Genomic DNA, 14,645 nt, shown 5'->3' on the forward strand with positions numbered 1-14,645 from the left:
GCGCAGGGAACGACCACTGGACGCGGGGGACGGTCCGTTAGCAGAATTCGCCGCAGGTTTGCGGCAGTTACGGCGGAAGGCGGGCAATCCGCCGTACCGGAGGCTGGCGGAGCAGGCACACTATTCGATCTCGACCCTGTCCTCCGCCGCGTCCGGGCAGCGGCTGCCGACACTGGCGGTGACGCTGGCGTATGTGCGCGCCTGTGACGGGGACACCGAGGAGTGGCAGGAGCGTTGGCGGGAGGCAGCGGGGCTTCTCGGCGAGGACGACCCGCTGCGCGAGCCGGGTACGGGGGTCGGGCCCGTTCCTCCGTACGCGGGGCTGCGGTCCTTCCAGGAGCGGGACGCCGAGTGGTTCTTCGGCCGGGAGCAGTTGCTGGAGGAGTTGGCCGGGCGGCTGGAACGGCAGCGGTTCGTGGTGGTGATGGGGGCCTCGGGGTCGGGCAAGTCGTCGCTGCTGCGGGCCGGGTTGGTGCCACGGCTGCGCCGGGCCGCGGCCACGACGGTGGTCGTACTGACGCCGGGGGCCCGGCCGTTGGAGGAGTGCGCCGTGCGGTTGGGGGCGCTCGCCGGGGTCACTCCGGGCGCCCTGTACGGGGAGTTGCGGGAGGACCCGCGGAACCTGGGCCGGGTGATCCGGCAGATCACGGCCCGGTCCGTCCACGCCGACGGAACCGGCGAAGGCGAACTGGTGCTGGTCGTCGACCAGTTCGAGGAGACCTTCACGCTCTGCCGTGACGCCGCCGAGAAGGACCGCTTCATCGAGGCCCTGATCACCGCCGCCTCGGACGCCGGTGGCCGATGCCGGGTCGCGCTCGGCGCACGGGCCGACTTCTACGCGCACTGCACCCACCACGCGCCGCTGGTGGAAGCGATGCGCGACGCGCAGGTGCCGGTCGGCCCGATGAGCCTGGACGAGCTGCGCCGTGCCGTGGTGCAGCCCGCTCAGCGGGCCGGGCTGACCGTCGAGGGCGCGCTGCTGGCGACGCTCGTCGCACAGGCGCACGGTCAGGCCGGTGTACTGCCGCTGCTGTCGCACGCGTTGCTGCAGACATGGCGGCGACGGCGGGGCAACGCGCTGACGCTGGACGCGTTCGAGGCGGCGGGCGCCCTGGAGGGCGCTCTCGCGCGTACCGCCGAGGAGTTCTACCAGGAGCTGGACGCGGGGCGGCGGCGGTTGGCCCGGCAGGTGTTCGTCCGGCTGACCGCGCTGGGCGACGGCACGGAGGACACCCGGCGGCCGGCCCCGCTGGCGGAGTTGGAGGGGCTGGCCGGGGCCGGTGACGGCGAGTTGCGTGCCGTACTGGATCTGGCGGCGGGCGCACGGCTGCTGACCCTGGACCGCGACCGGGTGGAGCTGGCGCATGAGGCGCTGATCCGATGTTGGCCCAGGCTGCACGGCTGGCTGACCGAGGACCGTGAGGCCACCCGGACCGGGCGCAGGCTCACGGACGCGGCCCAGGCGTGGGAGGCGCTGGGGCGGGAGCCCGGCGCGCTGTTCCGTGGCACGGGTCTCGCGCTGGCCGCCGGGCTCGACCGTACGGCGATGTCGGTGTCGGAGCGGGAGTTCCTCGACGCCGGTCTGGCCGCCGAGGAGGCGGAACACACGGCGGTGCGGCGCCGGGCCCGGTTCCGGCGTCTGGGGGTGGCGCTGCTGGGCGTGCTGCTGGTGCTGACCAGTACGACCGCGGCCCTCGCCATTCGGGCGCAGCGGGCGGCGGACCAGCAGCGCGATGTCGCCGGTTCCCAGCGGGCCGCCGAAGGCGCGGCGGCGCTGCGCACGGTCAACCCCGCGCTGGCCGCGCAACTGAGCCTGGCCGCCTACCGTCTGTCGCCCACCCCCGAGGCGCGCGGCAGACTGCTGAGCACCTTCGCCACGCCGTACGCCACTCAGCTGACCGGCGGCCCGGGCGCCGTCACCGCGCTCGCGTTCGGTGCCGACGGCCGGGTCCTGGTCACCGGCGACTCCGAACGCGCGGTCCGCCTGTGGCGGGTGCCCGATCCGCACCGGCCGACCGAGCCGGTCGCGTCGGTCCGTCTCGGCGGCCCCGTACGCGCGGTCGCCGTCAGCCCCGACGGGCGGCTGCTGGCGGCGGGGGGCGAGGACGGGACGGCCGTACTGTGGGACATCGGCGACCTGCGGCGGCCCCGGCTCGCGGCCCGGCTGCCGGTCGACGCCGGTCCGATCGTCGGTATGGCGTTCGGGCCCGGTGGACGGACCCTGATGACCGCCGCCCGCGACGGCATCCGGATGTGGGGGCTGTCGAATCCCCGCCGGCCGCGCGGTCTCGCCACCCTGGACGCGGGCCCCGAGATCACCGCGGTCGCCTTCCGGCGGGACGGGCGGACGGTGGCCACGGGTCACGGTGACGGGACGGTACGGCTGTGGGAGCCGGCCGCGTCCGGCACACGGCTGCGGCAGCTGTCGGTCTCGTCCGGTCACGACGGCCGGGTGAACGCGGCGGCGTTCACCCCGGACGGACGCAGGCTCGCCACCGGCGGCGCCGACTTCAGCGTGCGGCTGTGGGACGTGACCCAACCGCGCCAACCCCGTCAGACGCGGACGCTCACCACGCACACCGACGCGGTCAACGCGGTCGCCTTCAGCTCCGACGGGCGTCAACTGGCCACCGGCGGCACGGACGGCACGGTCCGCCGCTGGGAGACGACCGGTTCCGGTCCGGTCCGCGAGGTGGCGGTGCTCACGGGGCACACCGGCGGCGTCGGCGCGCTGGCCTTCGCCCCCGGGGACCGCACGCTGGCCAGCGGAAGCGAGGACCAGAGCACCCGCCTCTGGGACCTGCCCGGCCCCGCCCTGAGCGGCCACACCAGTTCGCTCTACTCGGTCGCCTTCAGCCCCGACGGCCGGCTGCTCGCCACCGCCGGCTACGACCGCACCGTACGCCTGTGGAACCTCGCGGACCGGCGCCGTCCCCGCGCGCTCCCGCCGCTGACCGGCCACACCGGGCCCGTCAACTCGGTCGCGTTCACTCCCGACGGCCGCGCCCTGGCCAGCGCCAGCGCGGACGGCACCCTGCGGCTGTGGGCCGTGGGAGCGGCGGCCCAGCGCGCCCGGCCGCTGCGCACGGTTCCCGCCCGGATCGGCCACGTCAACTCCCTGGCGTTCAGCCCGGACGGCCGCACGCTGGCCACCGGCGGCGAGCAGGGCGCCGTACGGCTCTGGAACACGACTGACGTACGTCTCCCCCGCCCGCTGTCCGCGCTGCCGGGAACGAGCGCCGTGGACTCCGTGTCGTTCGCGCCCGACGGCCGCACCCTGGCCGTGGCCGGCCGGAACCGCACGGCCACCCTCTGGGATGTCACCAGCCGACGGGACCCGGCCCGTCTGGCCGTCCTCAAGGGCCACGGCGGCGCGGTGAAGTCGGTCGACTTCTCACCCGACGGCCGCACGCTGGCCACCGGCAGCGAGGACCGCACCGTGCGGCTGTGGAGCCTCGCCGACCCCCGCCGTCCGCGCACCGAGCAGCGCCTCACCGGCTACACCGACGGCGTCATGTCCGTCGCCTTCGCCCCGGACGGCCGGACCCTCGCCACCGCCAGCTCCGACAACAAGGTGCGGCTGTACGGTCTGTCAGCCGGTGGAGAGGTCCTAGAGCCGGTGCTGTTGACCGCCCACACCAAACCGGTGGACACCCTCGCCTTCAGTCCCGACGGCCGGACCCTCGCCACCGGCAGTGAGGACTGGACGGCCCTGCTGTGGGACCCCGACATCGAACGCGTCGCCTCACGCGTCTGCGCGACGGCCTCCCCGAGGATCACCTCCGCCGAATGGCGGCAGTACCTCCCGCAGTGGAAGTACCGGCCGCCTTGCGGGAGTTGAGGGTGTGAGGGCGCGGGCGGGCGGGGTGTCAGTCGGAGTTCTCCGGGTGGGAGAGGTTGACGCCGGTCGCGGGGTCGAAGACATGCGCCTTGGTCATGTCGACCTGGAGTTCCAGGGGTTGTCCCTCGCGGGCGCGGGTGGCGGCGTTGAGGCGGGCCACGATCTGCTGGACGGCCTCGGCTCCGGTGTCGCGCAGCCCCGAGTCGGTGGCGAGTTCGTCGAGTTCGGCGGTCCGCGCCGGTCCGCCCTCCTCGGTGAAGTAGACGTAGACGTCGGAGCCCAGGGACTCCAGTACCTCGACCGTGGCGGTGATGAGGGGCCCGCGCGTGCCGTGCGCCAGGGCCGCGTCCTCGAACGCCTCGGGTCTGAGGCCGACGATGACCTCGCGGGGCGCGTTCTGCCGCTCCAGTGCGCGCCGGGTGCGGTCGTCCAGCGGCAGGTCGCCGATGGAGGAGTGCAGGACGGTGCCCTCCACGGTGGCGTTGAGGAAGTTCATCGCCGGGGAGCCGATGAAGCCGGCGACGAAGAGGTTGCGCGGGAAGTCGTACAACTCCGCGGGGGTGCCGACCTGTTGGACCAGTCCCAGTCTCATGACGACGACGCGGTCGCCGAGGGTCATCGCCTCGGTCTGGTCGTGGGTGACGTACACGGTGGTGGTGCCGAGGCGTCGTTGCAGCCGGGAGATCTGGGTGCGCATCTGGACGCGGAGCTTGGCGTCGAGGTTGGACAGCGGCTCGTCCATCAGGAACGCCTTGGGGTCGCGGACGATCGCCCGTCCCATGGCCACGCGCTGTCGCTGGCCGCCGGACAGGGCGGCCGGTCTGCGGTCCAGGAAGTCGGTCAGGTCGAGGACCCGGGCGGCCTCGTCGACCTTGGCGTTGACCGTGGTCTTGTCCACCTTCGCCAGGCGCAGCGGAAAGCCCATGTTCTCGCGGACGGTGAGATGCGGGTACAGGGCGTAGCTCTGGAACACCATCGCGACGTCCCTGTCCTTCGGGGCGAGGTCGTTCACGACGCGGTCGCCGATGCGCAGGGTGCCCGCGGTGATGTCCTCCAGGCCGGCGATCATGTTGAGGGTGGTGGACTTGCCGCAGCCGGACGGGCCGACCAGGATCACGAACTCGCCGTCGGCGATGTCGAGATCCACGCCCTGCACGGCGAGGGAGCCGTCGGGAAAACGCTTGGTGATTCCCTCAAGGACGATCTCGGCCATGGGTGCTGCCTCTCCTTGCCTTCATGCCTTCGAGTTCGGGATGCGGGGGCGGGGTGCCGGATCGGTGCGGGGTCCGGCACCCCGGCCGCCGTCAGCCCTTGACCGCTCCGGACGTCAGTCCGGCGACGATCCGTCGCTGGAAGAACAGGACGAAAACGATGATCGGGACGGTGATGACCACGGCTGCGGCGGCGATCGATCCCGTGGGCTGCTCGAACTGCGAGCTCCCGGTGAAGAACGCGATCGCGGCCGGCACGGTGCGCGCGGCGTTGGTGGAGGTCAGCGAGATCGCGAAGAGGAAGTCGTTCCAGCAGAAGATGAACACGAGGATGGCGGTGGTGAACACGCCCGGCGCCGCCAGCGGCACGATGACCAGGCGGAACGCCTGGGCGGGTGTGGCCCCGTCGACCTTGGCGGCCTTCTCCAGGTCCCAGGGGATCTCCCGGAAGAACGCCGACAGGGTGTAGATGGCCAGCGGCAGCGAGAAGGTCATGTACGGGATGATCAGCCCGATCCAGGTGTCGAAGATCCCGAGCACCCGCTCGATGTTGAACAGCGGTGACACCAGGGAGATCGGCGGGAACATGGCGATCAGCAGGGACATCCCGATGAGGAGCCGTTTGCCGGGGAATCTGAGTCGGGCCACCGCGTAGGCGGCCATGGTGCCCAGCGCGACGGCGATGACCGTGGCGATCAGGGCGATGCCGATCGAGTTGATCAGTGCCCGGGTGAACTCGCTGGTCCGGAAGATGCCCTCGTAGTTCTCCCAGGTCCAGTCCCTGGGGATGTAGTCGCCGTCGGTGAGGGTGCCGGGGTCCTTGAACGACAGCGCGGCGATCCACCACACGGGGAACAGGGCGTACAGCACCACCACGACGTTCACCACACCCCAGCGAACGGCGTGCTTCTTTCCCACGGCTGCCATCAGCGCTTCACCTCCGCGCCCGGAGCGGCCGCGCCGAACAGTCTGACGAAGGCGAAGGCGATGATCGCGACGCAGATGAAGATCAGCACCGAGATCGTCGAGCCGATCCCCAGGTTCAGCGCGGTGAACAGGTTGTCGTAGCCGAGGATCGACACGGAACCGGTGCCGTGTGCGCCCGCGGTGAGGATGTAGATGTTGTCGAAGATCCGGAACGCGTCGAGGGTGCGGAAGAGCAGTGCCACGAGGATGGCCGGCTTCATCAGGGGCAGCATGACCTTGGTGAAGCGCTGCCAGGGGGAGGCGCCGTCCACCATGGCCGCCCGCAGGGTCTCCTCGGGGACCAGGGAGAGCCCGGCGAGCAGCAGCAGCGCCATGAACGGCGTGGTCTTCCACACCTCGGCGAGGACGATCAGCCACAGCGCGGGCCACTGCTCGGTCAGTGGGGCCTCCCCGCTCGGCAGCAGTTCGGCGAGATAGCCGAGTTCGGGGGTCCAGGCGTACTGCCAGGAGAACGCGGCGACGACGGTGACGATGCCGTACGGGATGAGCACCGAGGTGCGGACGGAGCCGCGCCAGAAGAGGGTGCGGTGCATCACGAGGGCGAGGGCCATGCCGAGGACCAGTTCGACGGTGACGGAGACCCCGGTGATGAACAGGGTCACCCAGAAGGCGTCCCACCAGTACGGGGAGGACAGCACGGCCCCGTAGTTGCCGAAGCCGATGAACTCTGCCTGGTCGGGGAAGCGCAGGTCGTAGCGCTGGAGGGAGAGGTAGACGGCGTAGCCGATGGGGTAGGCGGTCACGGCGACCATGACGATGACGGCCGGTGCGCACAGCAGCCAGCCGAGCCGTCGTTCCTGGCGGGCACCGGCGGAGAGCGCCTTGCGGTCCCGCTCGGTCTGCTGCTCTGTGGGTGGTGGGCCCTCGGCGGGGCGGGTCGGGGCGCTCACGGGATCACACCCTTGGATCGCAGGGCATCGTCGATCTGGTCCCGGATGGTGGCGACCGAGCCCTTCGGGTCGATGGCGGACGGCGGGGACAGCGTGTGGGAGATCACGATCGACACGTTCTGGTAGGCGGGGGTGAGGGGGCGGACGCTCGCGTTCTCCAGGGCGGCGAGCACCTCCCCGGCGAACGGGTACTCCTTGACGAACGACGGGTCGTCGTAGAGGGCCCGCAGGGTCGGTGGGAGTCCGCCCTCCAGGGCGGCGGTGAGCTGGTTCTCGCGGTTGCGCAGACACAGGGCGGCTTCGAAGGCCAGGTCGGGGTGGCGGGAGTAGGCGCTCACCGCCAGGTCGATACCGCCGATGGTGGGCCGTGCCGGACGGTCGGCGTCGACCCGGGGGTACGGGGCCCAGCGGAAGTTCTTGAACAACTGCGGGTTGTTCGCCTTCATCGACGGATAGACGAACGGGTAGTTGAGTTCGAACGCGGCGACCCCCGACTCCATGGCCAGCCGGTTCTGGTCCTCCATCTGGTTGGACAGGGAGGGGTCGGCGGCCGGGGAGTTCGCCATCGCGCGCATGATGCCGGCGGCCCGCACGGCGGGTGGGCCGAGGGAGGGCTCGGTGGCGCTCCTGTTGAGGATGGAGCCGCCCGCGCTGTTGACCAGGGTGTTGAACCAGACGGTGAGGCCTTCGTACTGGGCGCCCTGGATCTCGACGTAGTGGGGCTTGTTCTGCCGGGCGAGCGCCCGTGACATGTCCAGCATCTCCGCCCAGGTTCTGGGCGGGGTGGGCACCAAGTCCTTCCGGTACCAGAGGAGTTGGGTGTTGGTGTTGTACGGGACGGCGTAGAGCCGGCCCTTCCAGGTCGCGGTCTGCAGCGGGACGCCCAGCGTGCCCTCGGTGGCCTGCCGCTTCATACGGCCCGTCCACTCGCGAATCCAGCCTGCCTCGGCGAACTCGGCGGCCCAGGTGACGTCCAGTCCGAGGATGTCGAGCGAGTCGTCCTCGGCGGCGAGGCGGCGCACCAGTTGCTGCCGCTGGCCGTCGGCGGCGCGTGGGAGCTTGCGGTAGGCGACCCGGTAGCGTCCGCCGGACGCCTGGCCGCATCGGTCCGCCGCCTTCTGGAGCGCGCCGGAGTCGTCGGGGAAGTTGTACCAGTTGACGGTGGGTGTACCGGAGCCCTCGTCGCCGCCGCAGGCGGAGAGCAGGGAGGCCAGCAGCGGCAGTACGAGAAGCCCTCGCAGCCGTGCCGTCCGCATGCGACGCGTCGTTCTCCCGGAACTCCGCTGGAATCCGCACCCGCGCACGCGGCGACACCTCGTTTCCCGGGACGGTCTGCGCGGGGACAGGCCCCGCCGTTTCGATTGCGGGCCCACGGTAGGTGACACACAACGCCACACAGTGCGCAAACAGCCAGCAAGTCACCCGTATCGGTCAAAGAGGTCGGGTTGCGGGGGCTCCTACCGCGGGCTACCGCGAGGCCCGCCCCGAGCGGTAAATCGGTCGCGGCCGGTGATCCGGCTCCGCAGACTGGGGTCCGTGGAGCGCTTGGTGGAGATCGCGAATCGGCTGACCGAGATCGACGGCGTCGTCGGGGTGTGTCTGGGAGGCAGCCGGGCGAGGGGGACGCACAGCCCGGATTCCGACTACGACCTCGGCCTGTACTACCGGCCGCCGCTGGACACGGCCGCTCTGCGTCTGCTGGCGGCGGAGCTGACCGGCGGGCCGGTGGAGGTCACCGAGCCCGGTGGCTGGGGGCCGTGGGTCGACGGTGGCGGCTGGCTGACCGTCGACGGTCATCACGTCGACTGGATCTACCGCGACCTGGACCGGGTGCGGCGCGTCTGGGAGCAGTGCCGGGCCGGGCGGTTCGAGATCGGCGCCCAGCCCGGCCACCCCCTCGGGGTGTACTCCCACGCCTACGCCGGCGAGGTGGCCCTGGGACGCGTCCTCGCCGACCCCCGCGGTGAACTGCGAACCCTGCGGCAGCAGACCCGCCACTACCCGGAACCCCTTCGTACGGCGCTCATCGACAACGCGCGCTGGGAGGCCCCGTTCATCCTGGCCGGTGCCCGTAAGGGAGCGGCCCGTGGTGACGCCTTCCATGTCGCCGGTTGTCTCTTCCGCGCGGTGGGACTCCTCGTCCACGCCCTCCACGCTTCTGCCGGGTGCTGGGTGCTCAACGAGAAGGGCGCGGTGCGGGCGGCCGGTGAACTCCCCGGCGCCCCGGCGGACTTCGCCGGACGGGCCCACAGATTGTTCTCCGCGCTCGGCACCACTCCGGACACGCTCACTGCCGCGTTGGATGCCGCCGACGGGCTGGTCGCCGAGACGCTGCATGTGTTCGACGGGTGACCAGGGCCGGGGTCGGGGCCGGGGTCATGCGGCCCTGATGTCGTCCACGTACACGACCCCGGTGGTCGCCGCACCGCTGCCGTGGCCTAGGTACAGGTTGAACGCCGTCACGTCGGCGAGATGGGCGGTGTCGAGTACGGCGTCGGCGTGTGCGGTGTCCCAGGGGGCGGGCCTGAACGCGCTGAAGGGTGCCCTGATCTCCTGCCCGGCCGTGTCGCCCAGCGGGATGTTGTACTCGAAGTAGGCTCCGGCGGCGACGATCTGGAGGGTGGCGCCGTTCGCGGAGCCGTCGCCCCGCAGCCACAGCGCCATGGTTGTGAACGCGTTCCAGTCCGCGTCGACCGATCTGCCGATTCCGGTGTACTCGGCGGAGGTGAAGTCGTAGGCGTAGGCCAGTCCGTAGGAGCCCGAGGCCTTGTGGTCGGTCGACAGGGTGGTGGTGTTGGCGTTGACGTGGCTGTACGCCTCGCTCAGGGTGACGTCGTCCCCGGCGTATCCCTCGAAGTCGTCGATCCATCCGGCGGGCAGGGGCGCGACCTCGCCGAGGAGGACCTTGGCGGAGTCGGTGAGCGTCTTCTCGCCGACCCGTGCGCTCACGGTGAGGGTGACCGCGCGGTTGTCCAGCCAGGCCGGGTCGATCGACCAGTCGGCGGAGTGGAAGCCGTCGGCGTCCAGGCGCAGCGGTCGGGCGGGGCCGCCGTTCACGGAGTAGGTGACCCGGCTCGCCTTCGCGGGGGTGACCCGTACCCGGACGGTGGTCTCGGTGGTCGTCACGCGCTGCCGGTCCGTGGGCGTCACGAGATGCGTGAGCGGGGCGTTGCGGACGGCGGTGGTGCGGGCGGTGAACACGCCCTTCAGTTGGGCGGCGAAGACGGTGTACGGGGCCTGGTGGTACTTCACGAAGTCCGGCAGCAGGGGGTGGCCGGGGTAGGGCACATAGGCGCGGTTGGTGCCTCCGAAGTTGGCCCAAGTGAGCATGTAGGTGGTCTGACGGGCCAGCGGGTCCGCCTCGATGGCCGCCAGGAGGCGGGTGAACCAGTCGGGGTCGCGGCCCTCGGTGCCGCTCTCCCCGAACTCGGTGCAGGCGGGCGCCTTGCCGCGCTCGTTCGCGAGCCGGACCACCATCGCCAGGTCCTTGACCAGGGCGCCCAGCCAGGCGGTCGAGCCGGCGGAGTTGTCGTAGGCGTCGTAGCCGAGGATGTCGACGAACTCGTCGCCCGGGTAGGTCCTGAGGTAGCCGGTCGGGTCGCCTCCGAAGGCGGAGTTGGGCGAGTAGGAGTAGAGCAGGTTGTGGACGCCCCTGGTGTCGCGCAGGTATTCGACGGTGTAGCGGAACACCTCGATGTACTCGGCGGAGGTGGTGTGGCCGGCGCCCCACCAGAACCAGCCTCCGTTGTTCTCGTGGAAGGGGCGGAAGATCACCGGGATCGGGGTGCCGTCGTGCCGCCGGGCGCCCTTGACCGCCTTCGCGACGCGATCGAGGAAGTCGTTGAAGTCGGCGTGCTTCGCGCCTCCGGGGAGGATCTGGCCGACCACGCGGCCCGTGGTGTCGTAGAAGTTCTCGCCGGTGACGAAGTTCGGCATATGGGCGCTGAGGGTGTTGATGCCGCCGAGTGCGTCGGCCTGCTCGATGCACCGGGTGAGCGCGGCGATGTTCTCGGCCTCGGTGCCGCCGTCGGCGCCGGGGCGTTCGTCGCCGTCGAGGATGAGGGTGTCCCAGCCGAAGACCGCCGGGTGGTCGCCGACCGCCGCCCTGGTGTCCGACTTCCTGCCGTCGCCGATGGTGAAGGTGAAGCCGTAGGTGAGGTCGTGCTGGTGGCCGAAGAGGATGCCCCTGCCCTGCTGCCGCTTCAGGTACGCGAACAGGGCTCGGGTGGCGGGGGTCGCCCTGTCGTCGACGATCCGGACCGGTGTCGGCGCGCCGGTGGATGCCGGGGAGGGTGCGGCCGCCGATACCCGTGCGGTGCCGGCTGCCAGGGCGACCGTGGTGCCGATGACGATGAACGCGCGACGGTTCACTTGGTGGCTCCTCGGGCGAACCCGTTGTAGATGTAGCGCTGGAGGAAGAGGAAGACGACGAGCGTGGGCACGATGACGAGGATCGCGCCGGCGGAGATGGCCTCCCAGTGGGCGCCGAAGGGGCCCTTGAAGCGGAACAGGGCCGTGGAGATGGTGCCGAGGTTCTCGGAGGGCATGTAGAGGAAGGGGATGTAGAAGTCGTTGTAGACGGTGATGCCCTTGATGATGACGACGGTGGCGATCGCCGGTTTGAGCAGCGGGAAGATGATCCGCCAGTAGATGGTGAGCGCGCCCGCGCCGTCGAGGCGGGCGGCCTCGTCGAGGGAGACGGGGATGGATCGGATGAACTGCAGGAAGATGTAGATGGACACGATGTCGGTGCCCATGTAGAGCAGGATCGGTGCCCACCGGGTGTCGAAGAGGCCGAAGCTGTTGACCACTTGGAAGGTGGCCACCTGTGTGGTCACGCCCGGCACCAGGGTGGCGACCAGGAACAGCCCCATGACGAACTTCTTGCCGCGGAAGGCGAAGCGGTCGATGGCGTACGCGGTCATCGAGCCGATGATCACGGTGCCGGTGATGGAGAACAGCAGGATGAAGGCGGTGTTCCCGAACGCCGTCAGCATCTGGCCGTCGCGGAAGGCCGTGACGTAGTTGGAGAAGTTCAGCCAGTCACCGGGGAGTTGAAAGGCACCGCCGCCGTCCGTCGCCTCCTTCTCCGTCTTCAGCGAGGTGAGGAACACGACGGCCAGCGGGACCAGGACCACCAGGGAGGCGAGGACCAGGGAGAGATAGATGAGGGCGGAGCCGATGCCCCGGGGGCGACGGCCGTCGACCGCGTGGGTGGTCATACGAGGTCTACCTTCTCGTCGGGTACGAGGCGGCGCTGGAGCCAGGTGATCAGCAGGATGATCAGGAGGAGGACGACGGCGGCCGCGGAGGCAAGGCCTGTCTTGTTGAACTGGAAGGCGAGCTTCACCGTCTGGATGACGAAGGTGGTGGTGCCGGTGGCGCCGCCGGTCATGATGTAGGGGATCTCGAACACCGACAGGGAGCCGGAGACGGCGAGGATCACGCTCAGGCTGACCACGGGCCGGATGCTCGGCAGGATGAGATAGCGGAACTGGTGCCAGCGGGTGGCGCCGTCGAGTTGGGCCGCCTCGTACAGCTCACCGGGGATGGACTGGATCGCGCCCAGGAAGAGCACGAAGTTCAGGCCGGTGAAGCGCCAGACGGAGACGCCCGCGAGGGAGACGTTCGCGGAGGTCGGCGTACCGAGCCAGGCGTGGTCGGTGGTCGCGCCGAACCAGGAGAGCACCGAGTCGAGGGTGCCGCCGTCCTGGAAGAAGTACAGGAAGACGAACCCGATGGCGACGCCGTTGATCAGGTACGGGAAGAACAGGATTCCCTTGAAGAGGTTGCGCAGGCGCACGTTGAAGCTGAGGACGGTCGCGAAGTACAGGGCGATGACGATCTGTACGGCGGACGCGGCCAGGTAGTAGAGGCTGACGAAGAACACCCGGAACAGCTCGGGCCGGGTGAACAGTTCGGCGTAGTTGGCGGTGCCGGTGACATGGATCTCCGGGCTGACGCCGTCCCAGTCGGTGAAGCTGTAGTAGATCATGTTCGCCACGGGGACGTAGGTGAACGTGATCAGCAGGACCAGCGGGGCCAGCAGGAACAGCCAGGGCGTGACGCGGCTCAGCGGGCCACGACGGCGGGGGCGGGAACCGCCGCTCGCCGCCGTCTTCCTGGCCGTACAGGCGCCCGAACTCTCCTTGGCCACATGTGCGGTGGGCGTGGGGGTGGTGGGGGTCATCTCGGTGCCTTTCGGTCCGTCAGGAACCCGCGTTCTTCTCCGCTTCGCTCCACTTCTCGTCGAGTTCGGTGAAGTAGTCCTGCAGGCTTCCGTCCTGCACGCCACGGGCAATGTCGACCAGCTTCTGCCGGTAGTCGGGCTTGGCCAGGCCGATCTCGGCGGCGTTGTCGACGGCGTTGACCGCAGCGCTCTTGGCCTCGGAGCGTTCGAGCAGGGTGACACCGTTGTCCTCGAACGGCTTCAACGTGTCCGGCAGGGCGCCCGACTTGAGCGTCGGGATCGAGCCCTCGTTCTGCGCGAAGCCGGACTTCTCGGTGAACCAGTCGACCCATGCCCGCGCTGCGGCCTTGTGCCCGGAGTGGATGCTCACCGCCTGCTGGTAGTCGGAGGAGAGCATTCCGCAGAACGTGCCGTCCGTCTGCGCGGGGAACGGCATGAAACCGATGTCGTCAGGGTTCGTCCCGGCCGTCTTCGCCGCGCCCTGCATCTGGCTGATCGCCCAGGAGCCGAGCTGCATGGTGGCGATCTCGCCCCGGGCGAGCATGCCCTTGGAGTTCTCCCAGTTGGTGGTGGTGGGGTCCTTCTCGATGAGCTTGTCGTGGACGACGTCGTAGAGGAGGGTGTCGATGACGTTGAGGTCGCTTCCGTCGGCCCAGGGGGCGGTGGAGGTCGCGAGCTTGTCGTTGGCCTCCGCGTCGCAGCTGACCGAGCCTATGCTCGCGGTGCCGGCGGTCAGCGGCCACAGGTCCTTGAAGTTGGTGTAGTACGGCACCGCGCCGGTCTTGGACTTGATGGCCTTGAGGTCGGTCAGGAACTGCTGGGGGCTGGTGGGCCAGGAGGTGATGCCGGCCTTCTCCCAAACGGCCTTGTTGTAGACGAAGCCGTCGGCGTTGCCCACGGTGGCGAGCCCGTACACCTTGCCGTCGACGGTCGCCTTGCCGGTGAAGCGGTACTTCTCGCTCAGTTCGTCGGCGCTGCCGAGGGAGGCGAAGAACGAGGGGTAGTCCTTCGTGGCGATCGCGTTCGGGATCATCAGCACATCACCGTAGTTGTCGGTGTTCATGCGGATCTTGACCTCACCCTCGTAGTCGGTGATTCCGTCGAACTTCACCGTCACCTTCGGGTAGGTCTTTCTGAACTCGGCCGCGTACTTGTCCATCGTGCCGTTCTGCACCAGGTCCGTGCGGTGGGTGAGGACCGTGATGGTGCCGGACACGTCGGCCGGGTCCGTCGCCGCGGTGGCGGACTCGCCCTTCGGCGCCGCCGCCCCGGTGCATCCCGTCGCGGTGATGGCCGTGACGGCGATCAGCGTGGCGACGGCGAGCGTCTTCCTCCCCATATGACCAGCTCCTTCGAGATTGCGGCTCAGGCCCGCCTTTGGGCTGTCGGCACTATCGCACCGGCCAAATGAACCGGTAAAGCTGGCGGTTTCATCGCGATACCCAATCGTTACCAGAGGGGCTCACAGTGCAGGGCATTCACCAGGCACGACAAGAGAAAACGCATCAAATGGGGCGCATGAAGTG

General features: G+C 70.0%; 10 protein-coding genes. 2 read left to right on the plus strand and 8 right to left on the minus strand.

The annotated features are described in order from the left end of the window. The first annotated feature begins 58 nt into the window (after positions 1-58). Positions 59-3,841 (plus strand): nSTAND1 domain-containing NTPase, encoded by a 3,783-nt coding sequence (locus ACWD4G_RS33920; protein ID WP_451300340.1) that lies wholly within the window; start codon positions 59-61, stop codon positions 3,839-3,841. Between the two features lie 28 nt (positions 3,842-3,869). Here the strand turns inward: ACWD4G_RS33920 and ACWD4G_RS33925 are convergent, their stop codons facing one another. From ACWD4G_RS33925 to ACWD4G_RS33940, 4 genes are all read right to left on the minus strand, one after another. After that, a complete protein-coding gene (locus ACWD4G_RS33925) occupies positions 3,870-5,054 on the minus strand; it encodes an ABC transporter ATP-binding protein (RefSeq protein WP_451300342.1) in 1,185 nt (394 codons plus the stop codon). Between the two features lie 91 nt (positions 5,055-5,145). After that, complete coding sequence (locus ACWD4G_RS33930) at positions 5,146-5,979, minus strand: carbohydrate ABC transporter permease (RefSeq protein WP_451300344.1); 834 nt, start codon at positions 5,977-5,979, stop codon at positions 5,146-5,148. Further along, positions 5,979-6,929: a carbohydrate ABC transporter permease gene (locus ACWD4G_RS33935; RefSeq protein ID WP_451300345.1), complete on the minus strand. Its 951-nt coding sequence runs from the start codon at positions 6,927-6,929 to the stop codon at positions 5,979-5,981. The genes ACWD4G_RS33930 and ACWD4G_RS33935 overlap by 1 nt, the downstream gene beginning before the upstream one ends. Continuing rightward, complete coding sequence (locus tag ACWD4G_RS33940; protein ID WP_451300347.1) at positions 6,926-8,185, minus strand: ABC transporter substrate-binding protein; 1,260 nt, start codon at positions 8,183-8,185, stop codon at positions 6,926-6,928. The genes ACWD4G_RS33935 and ACWD4G_RS33940 overlap by 4 nt, the downstream gene beginning before the upstream one ends. A 298-nt stretch (positions 8,186-8,483) precedes the next feature. Between ACWD4G_RS33940 and ACWD4G_RS33945 the strand changes: the two genes are divergently transcribed. Beyond that, complete coding sequence (locus tag ACWD4G_RS33945) at positions 8,484-9,281, plus strand: nucleotidyltransferase domain-containing protein (protein ID WP_451300411.1); 798 nt, start codon at positions 8,484-8,486, stop codon at positions 9,279-9,281. Between the two features lie 24 nt (positions 9,282-9,305). Here ACWD4G_RS33945 and ACWD4G_RS33950 read toward each other — a convergent pair whose 3' ends face one another. The 4 genes from ACWD4G_RS33950 to ACWD4G_RS33965 are packed head-to-tail and all read right to left on the minus strand — an operon-like array spanning position 9,306 to position 14,458. Then, on the minus strand, positions 9,306-11,300 hold the full coding sequence (locus tag ACWD4G_RS33950; protein WP_451300349.1) for a glycosyl hydrolase: 1,995 nt from the start codon (positions 11,298-11,300) through the stop codon (positions 9,306-9,308). Further along, positions 11,297-12,151, minus strand: coding sequence for a carbohydrate ABC transporter permease (locus ACWD4G_RS33955; RefSeq protein ID WP_451300351.1), 855 nt, complete (start codon positions 12,149-12,151; stop codon positions 11,297-11,299). The genes ACWD4G_RS33950 and ACWD4G_RS33955 overlap by 4 nt, the downstream gene beginning before the upstream one ends. After that, entirely contained in the window at positions 12,148-13,119 is a 972-nt protein-coding gene (locus ACWD4G_RS33960) for a carbohydrate ABC transporter permease (RefSeq protein ID WP_451300353.1), read from the minus strand. Before ACWD4G_RS33960 ends, ACWD4G_RS33955 begins: the two co-directional genes overlap by 4 nt. Positions 13,120-13,138: 19 nt before the next feature. Next, positions 13,139-14,458, minus strand: coding sequence for an ABC transporter substrate-binding protein (locus ACWD4G_RS33965; RefSeq protein WP_451300355.1), 1,320 nt, complete (start codon positions 14,456-14,458; stop codon positions 13,139-13,141). Positions 14,459-14,645: the final 187 nt, after the last annotated feature.

The organism is Streptomyces sp. NPDC002643 (assembly GCF_053592555.1).

What these genes read in the sequence shown, in the direction of transcription:
- ACWD4G_RS33940 (WP_451300347.1), bottom strand. Translation starts at nt 8,185, where the DNA reads ATGCGGACGGCACGGCTGCGAGGGCTTCTCGTACTGCCGCTGCTGGCC.
- ACWD4G_RS33925 (WP_451300342.1), bottom strand. Translation starts at nt 5,054, where the DNA reads ATGGCCGAGATCGTCCTTGAGGGAATCACCAAGCGTTTTCCCGACGGC.
- ACWD4G_RS33955 (WP_451300351.1), bottom strand. Translation starts at nt 12,151, where the DNA reads ATGACCACCCACGCGGTCGACGGCCGTCGCCCCCGGGGCATCGGCTCC.
- ACWD4G_RS33965 (WP_451300355.1), bottom strand. Translation starts at nt 14,458, where the DNA reads ATGGGGAGGAAGACGCTCGCCGTCGCCACGCTGATCGCCGTCACGGCC.
- ACWD4G_RS33930 (WP_451300344.1), bottom strand. Translation starts at nt 5,979, where the DNA reads ATGGCAGCCGTGGGAAAGAAGCACGCCGTTCGCTGGGGTGTGGTGAAC.
- ACWD4G_RS33960 (WP_451300353.1), bottom strand. Translation starts at nt 13,119, where the DNA reads ATGACCCCCACCACCCCCACGCCCACCGCACATGTGGCCAAGGAGAGT.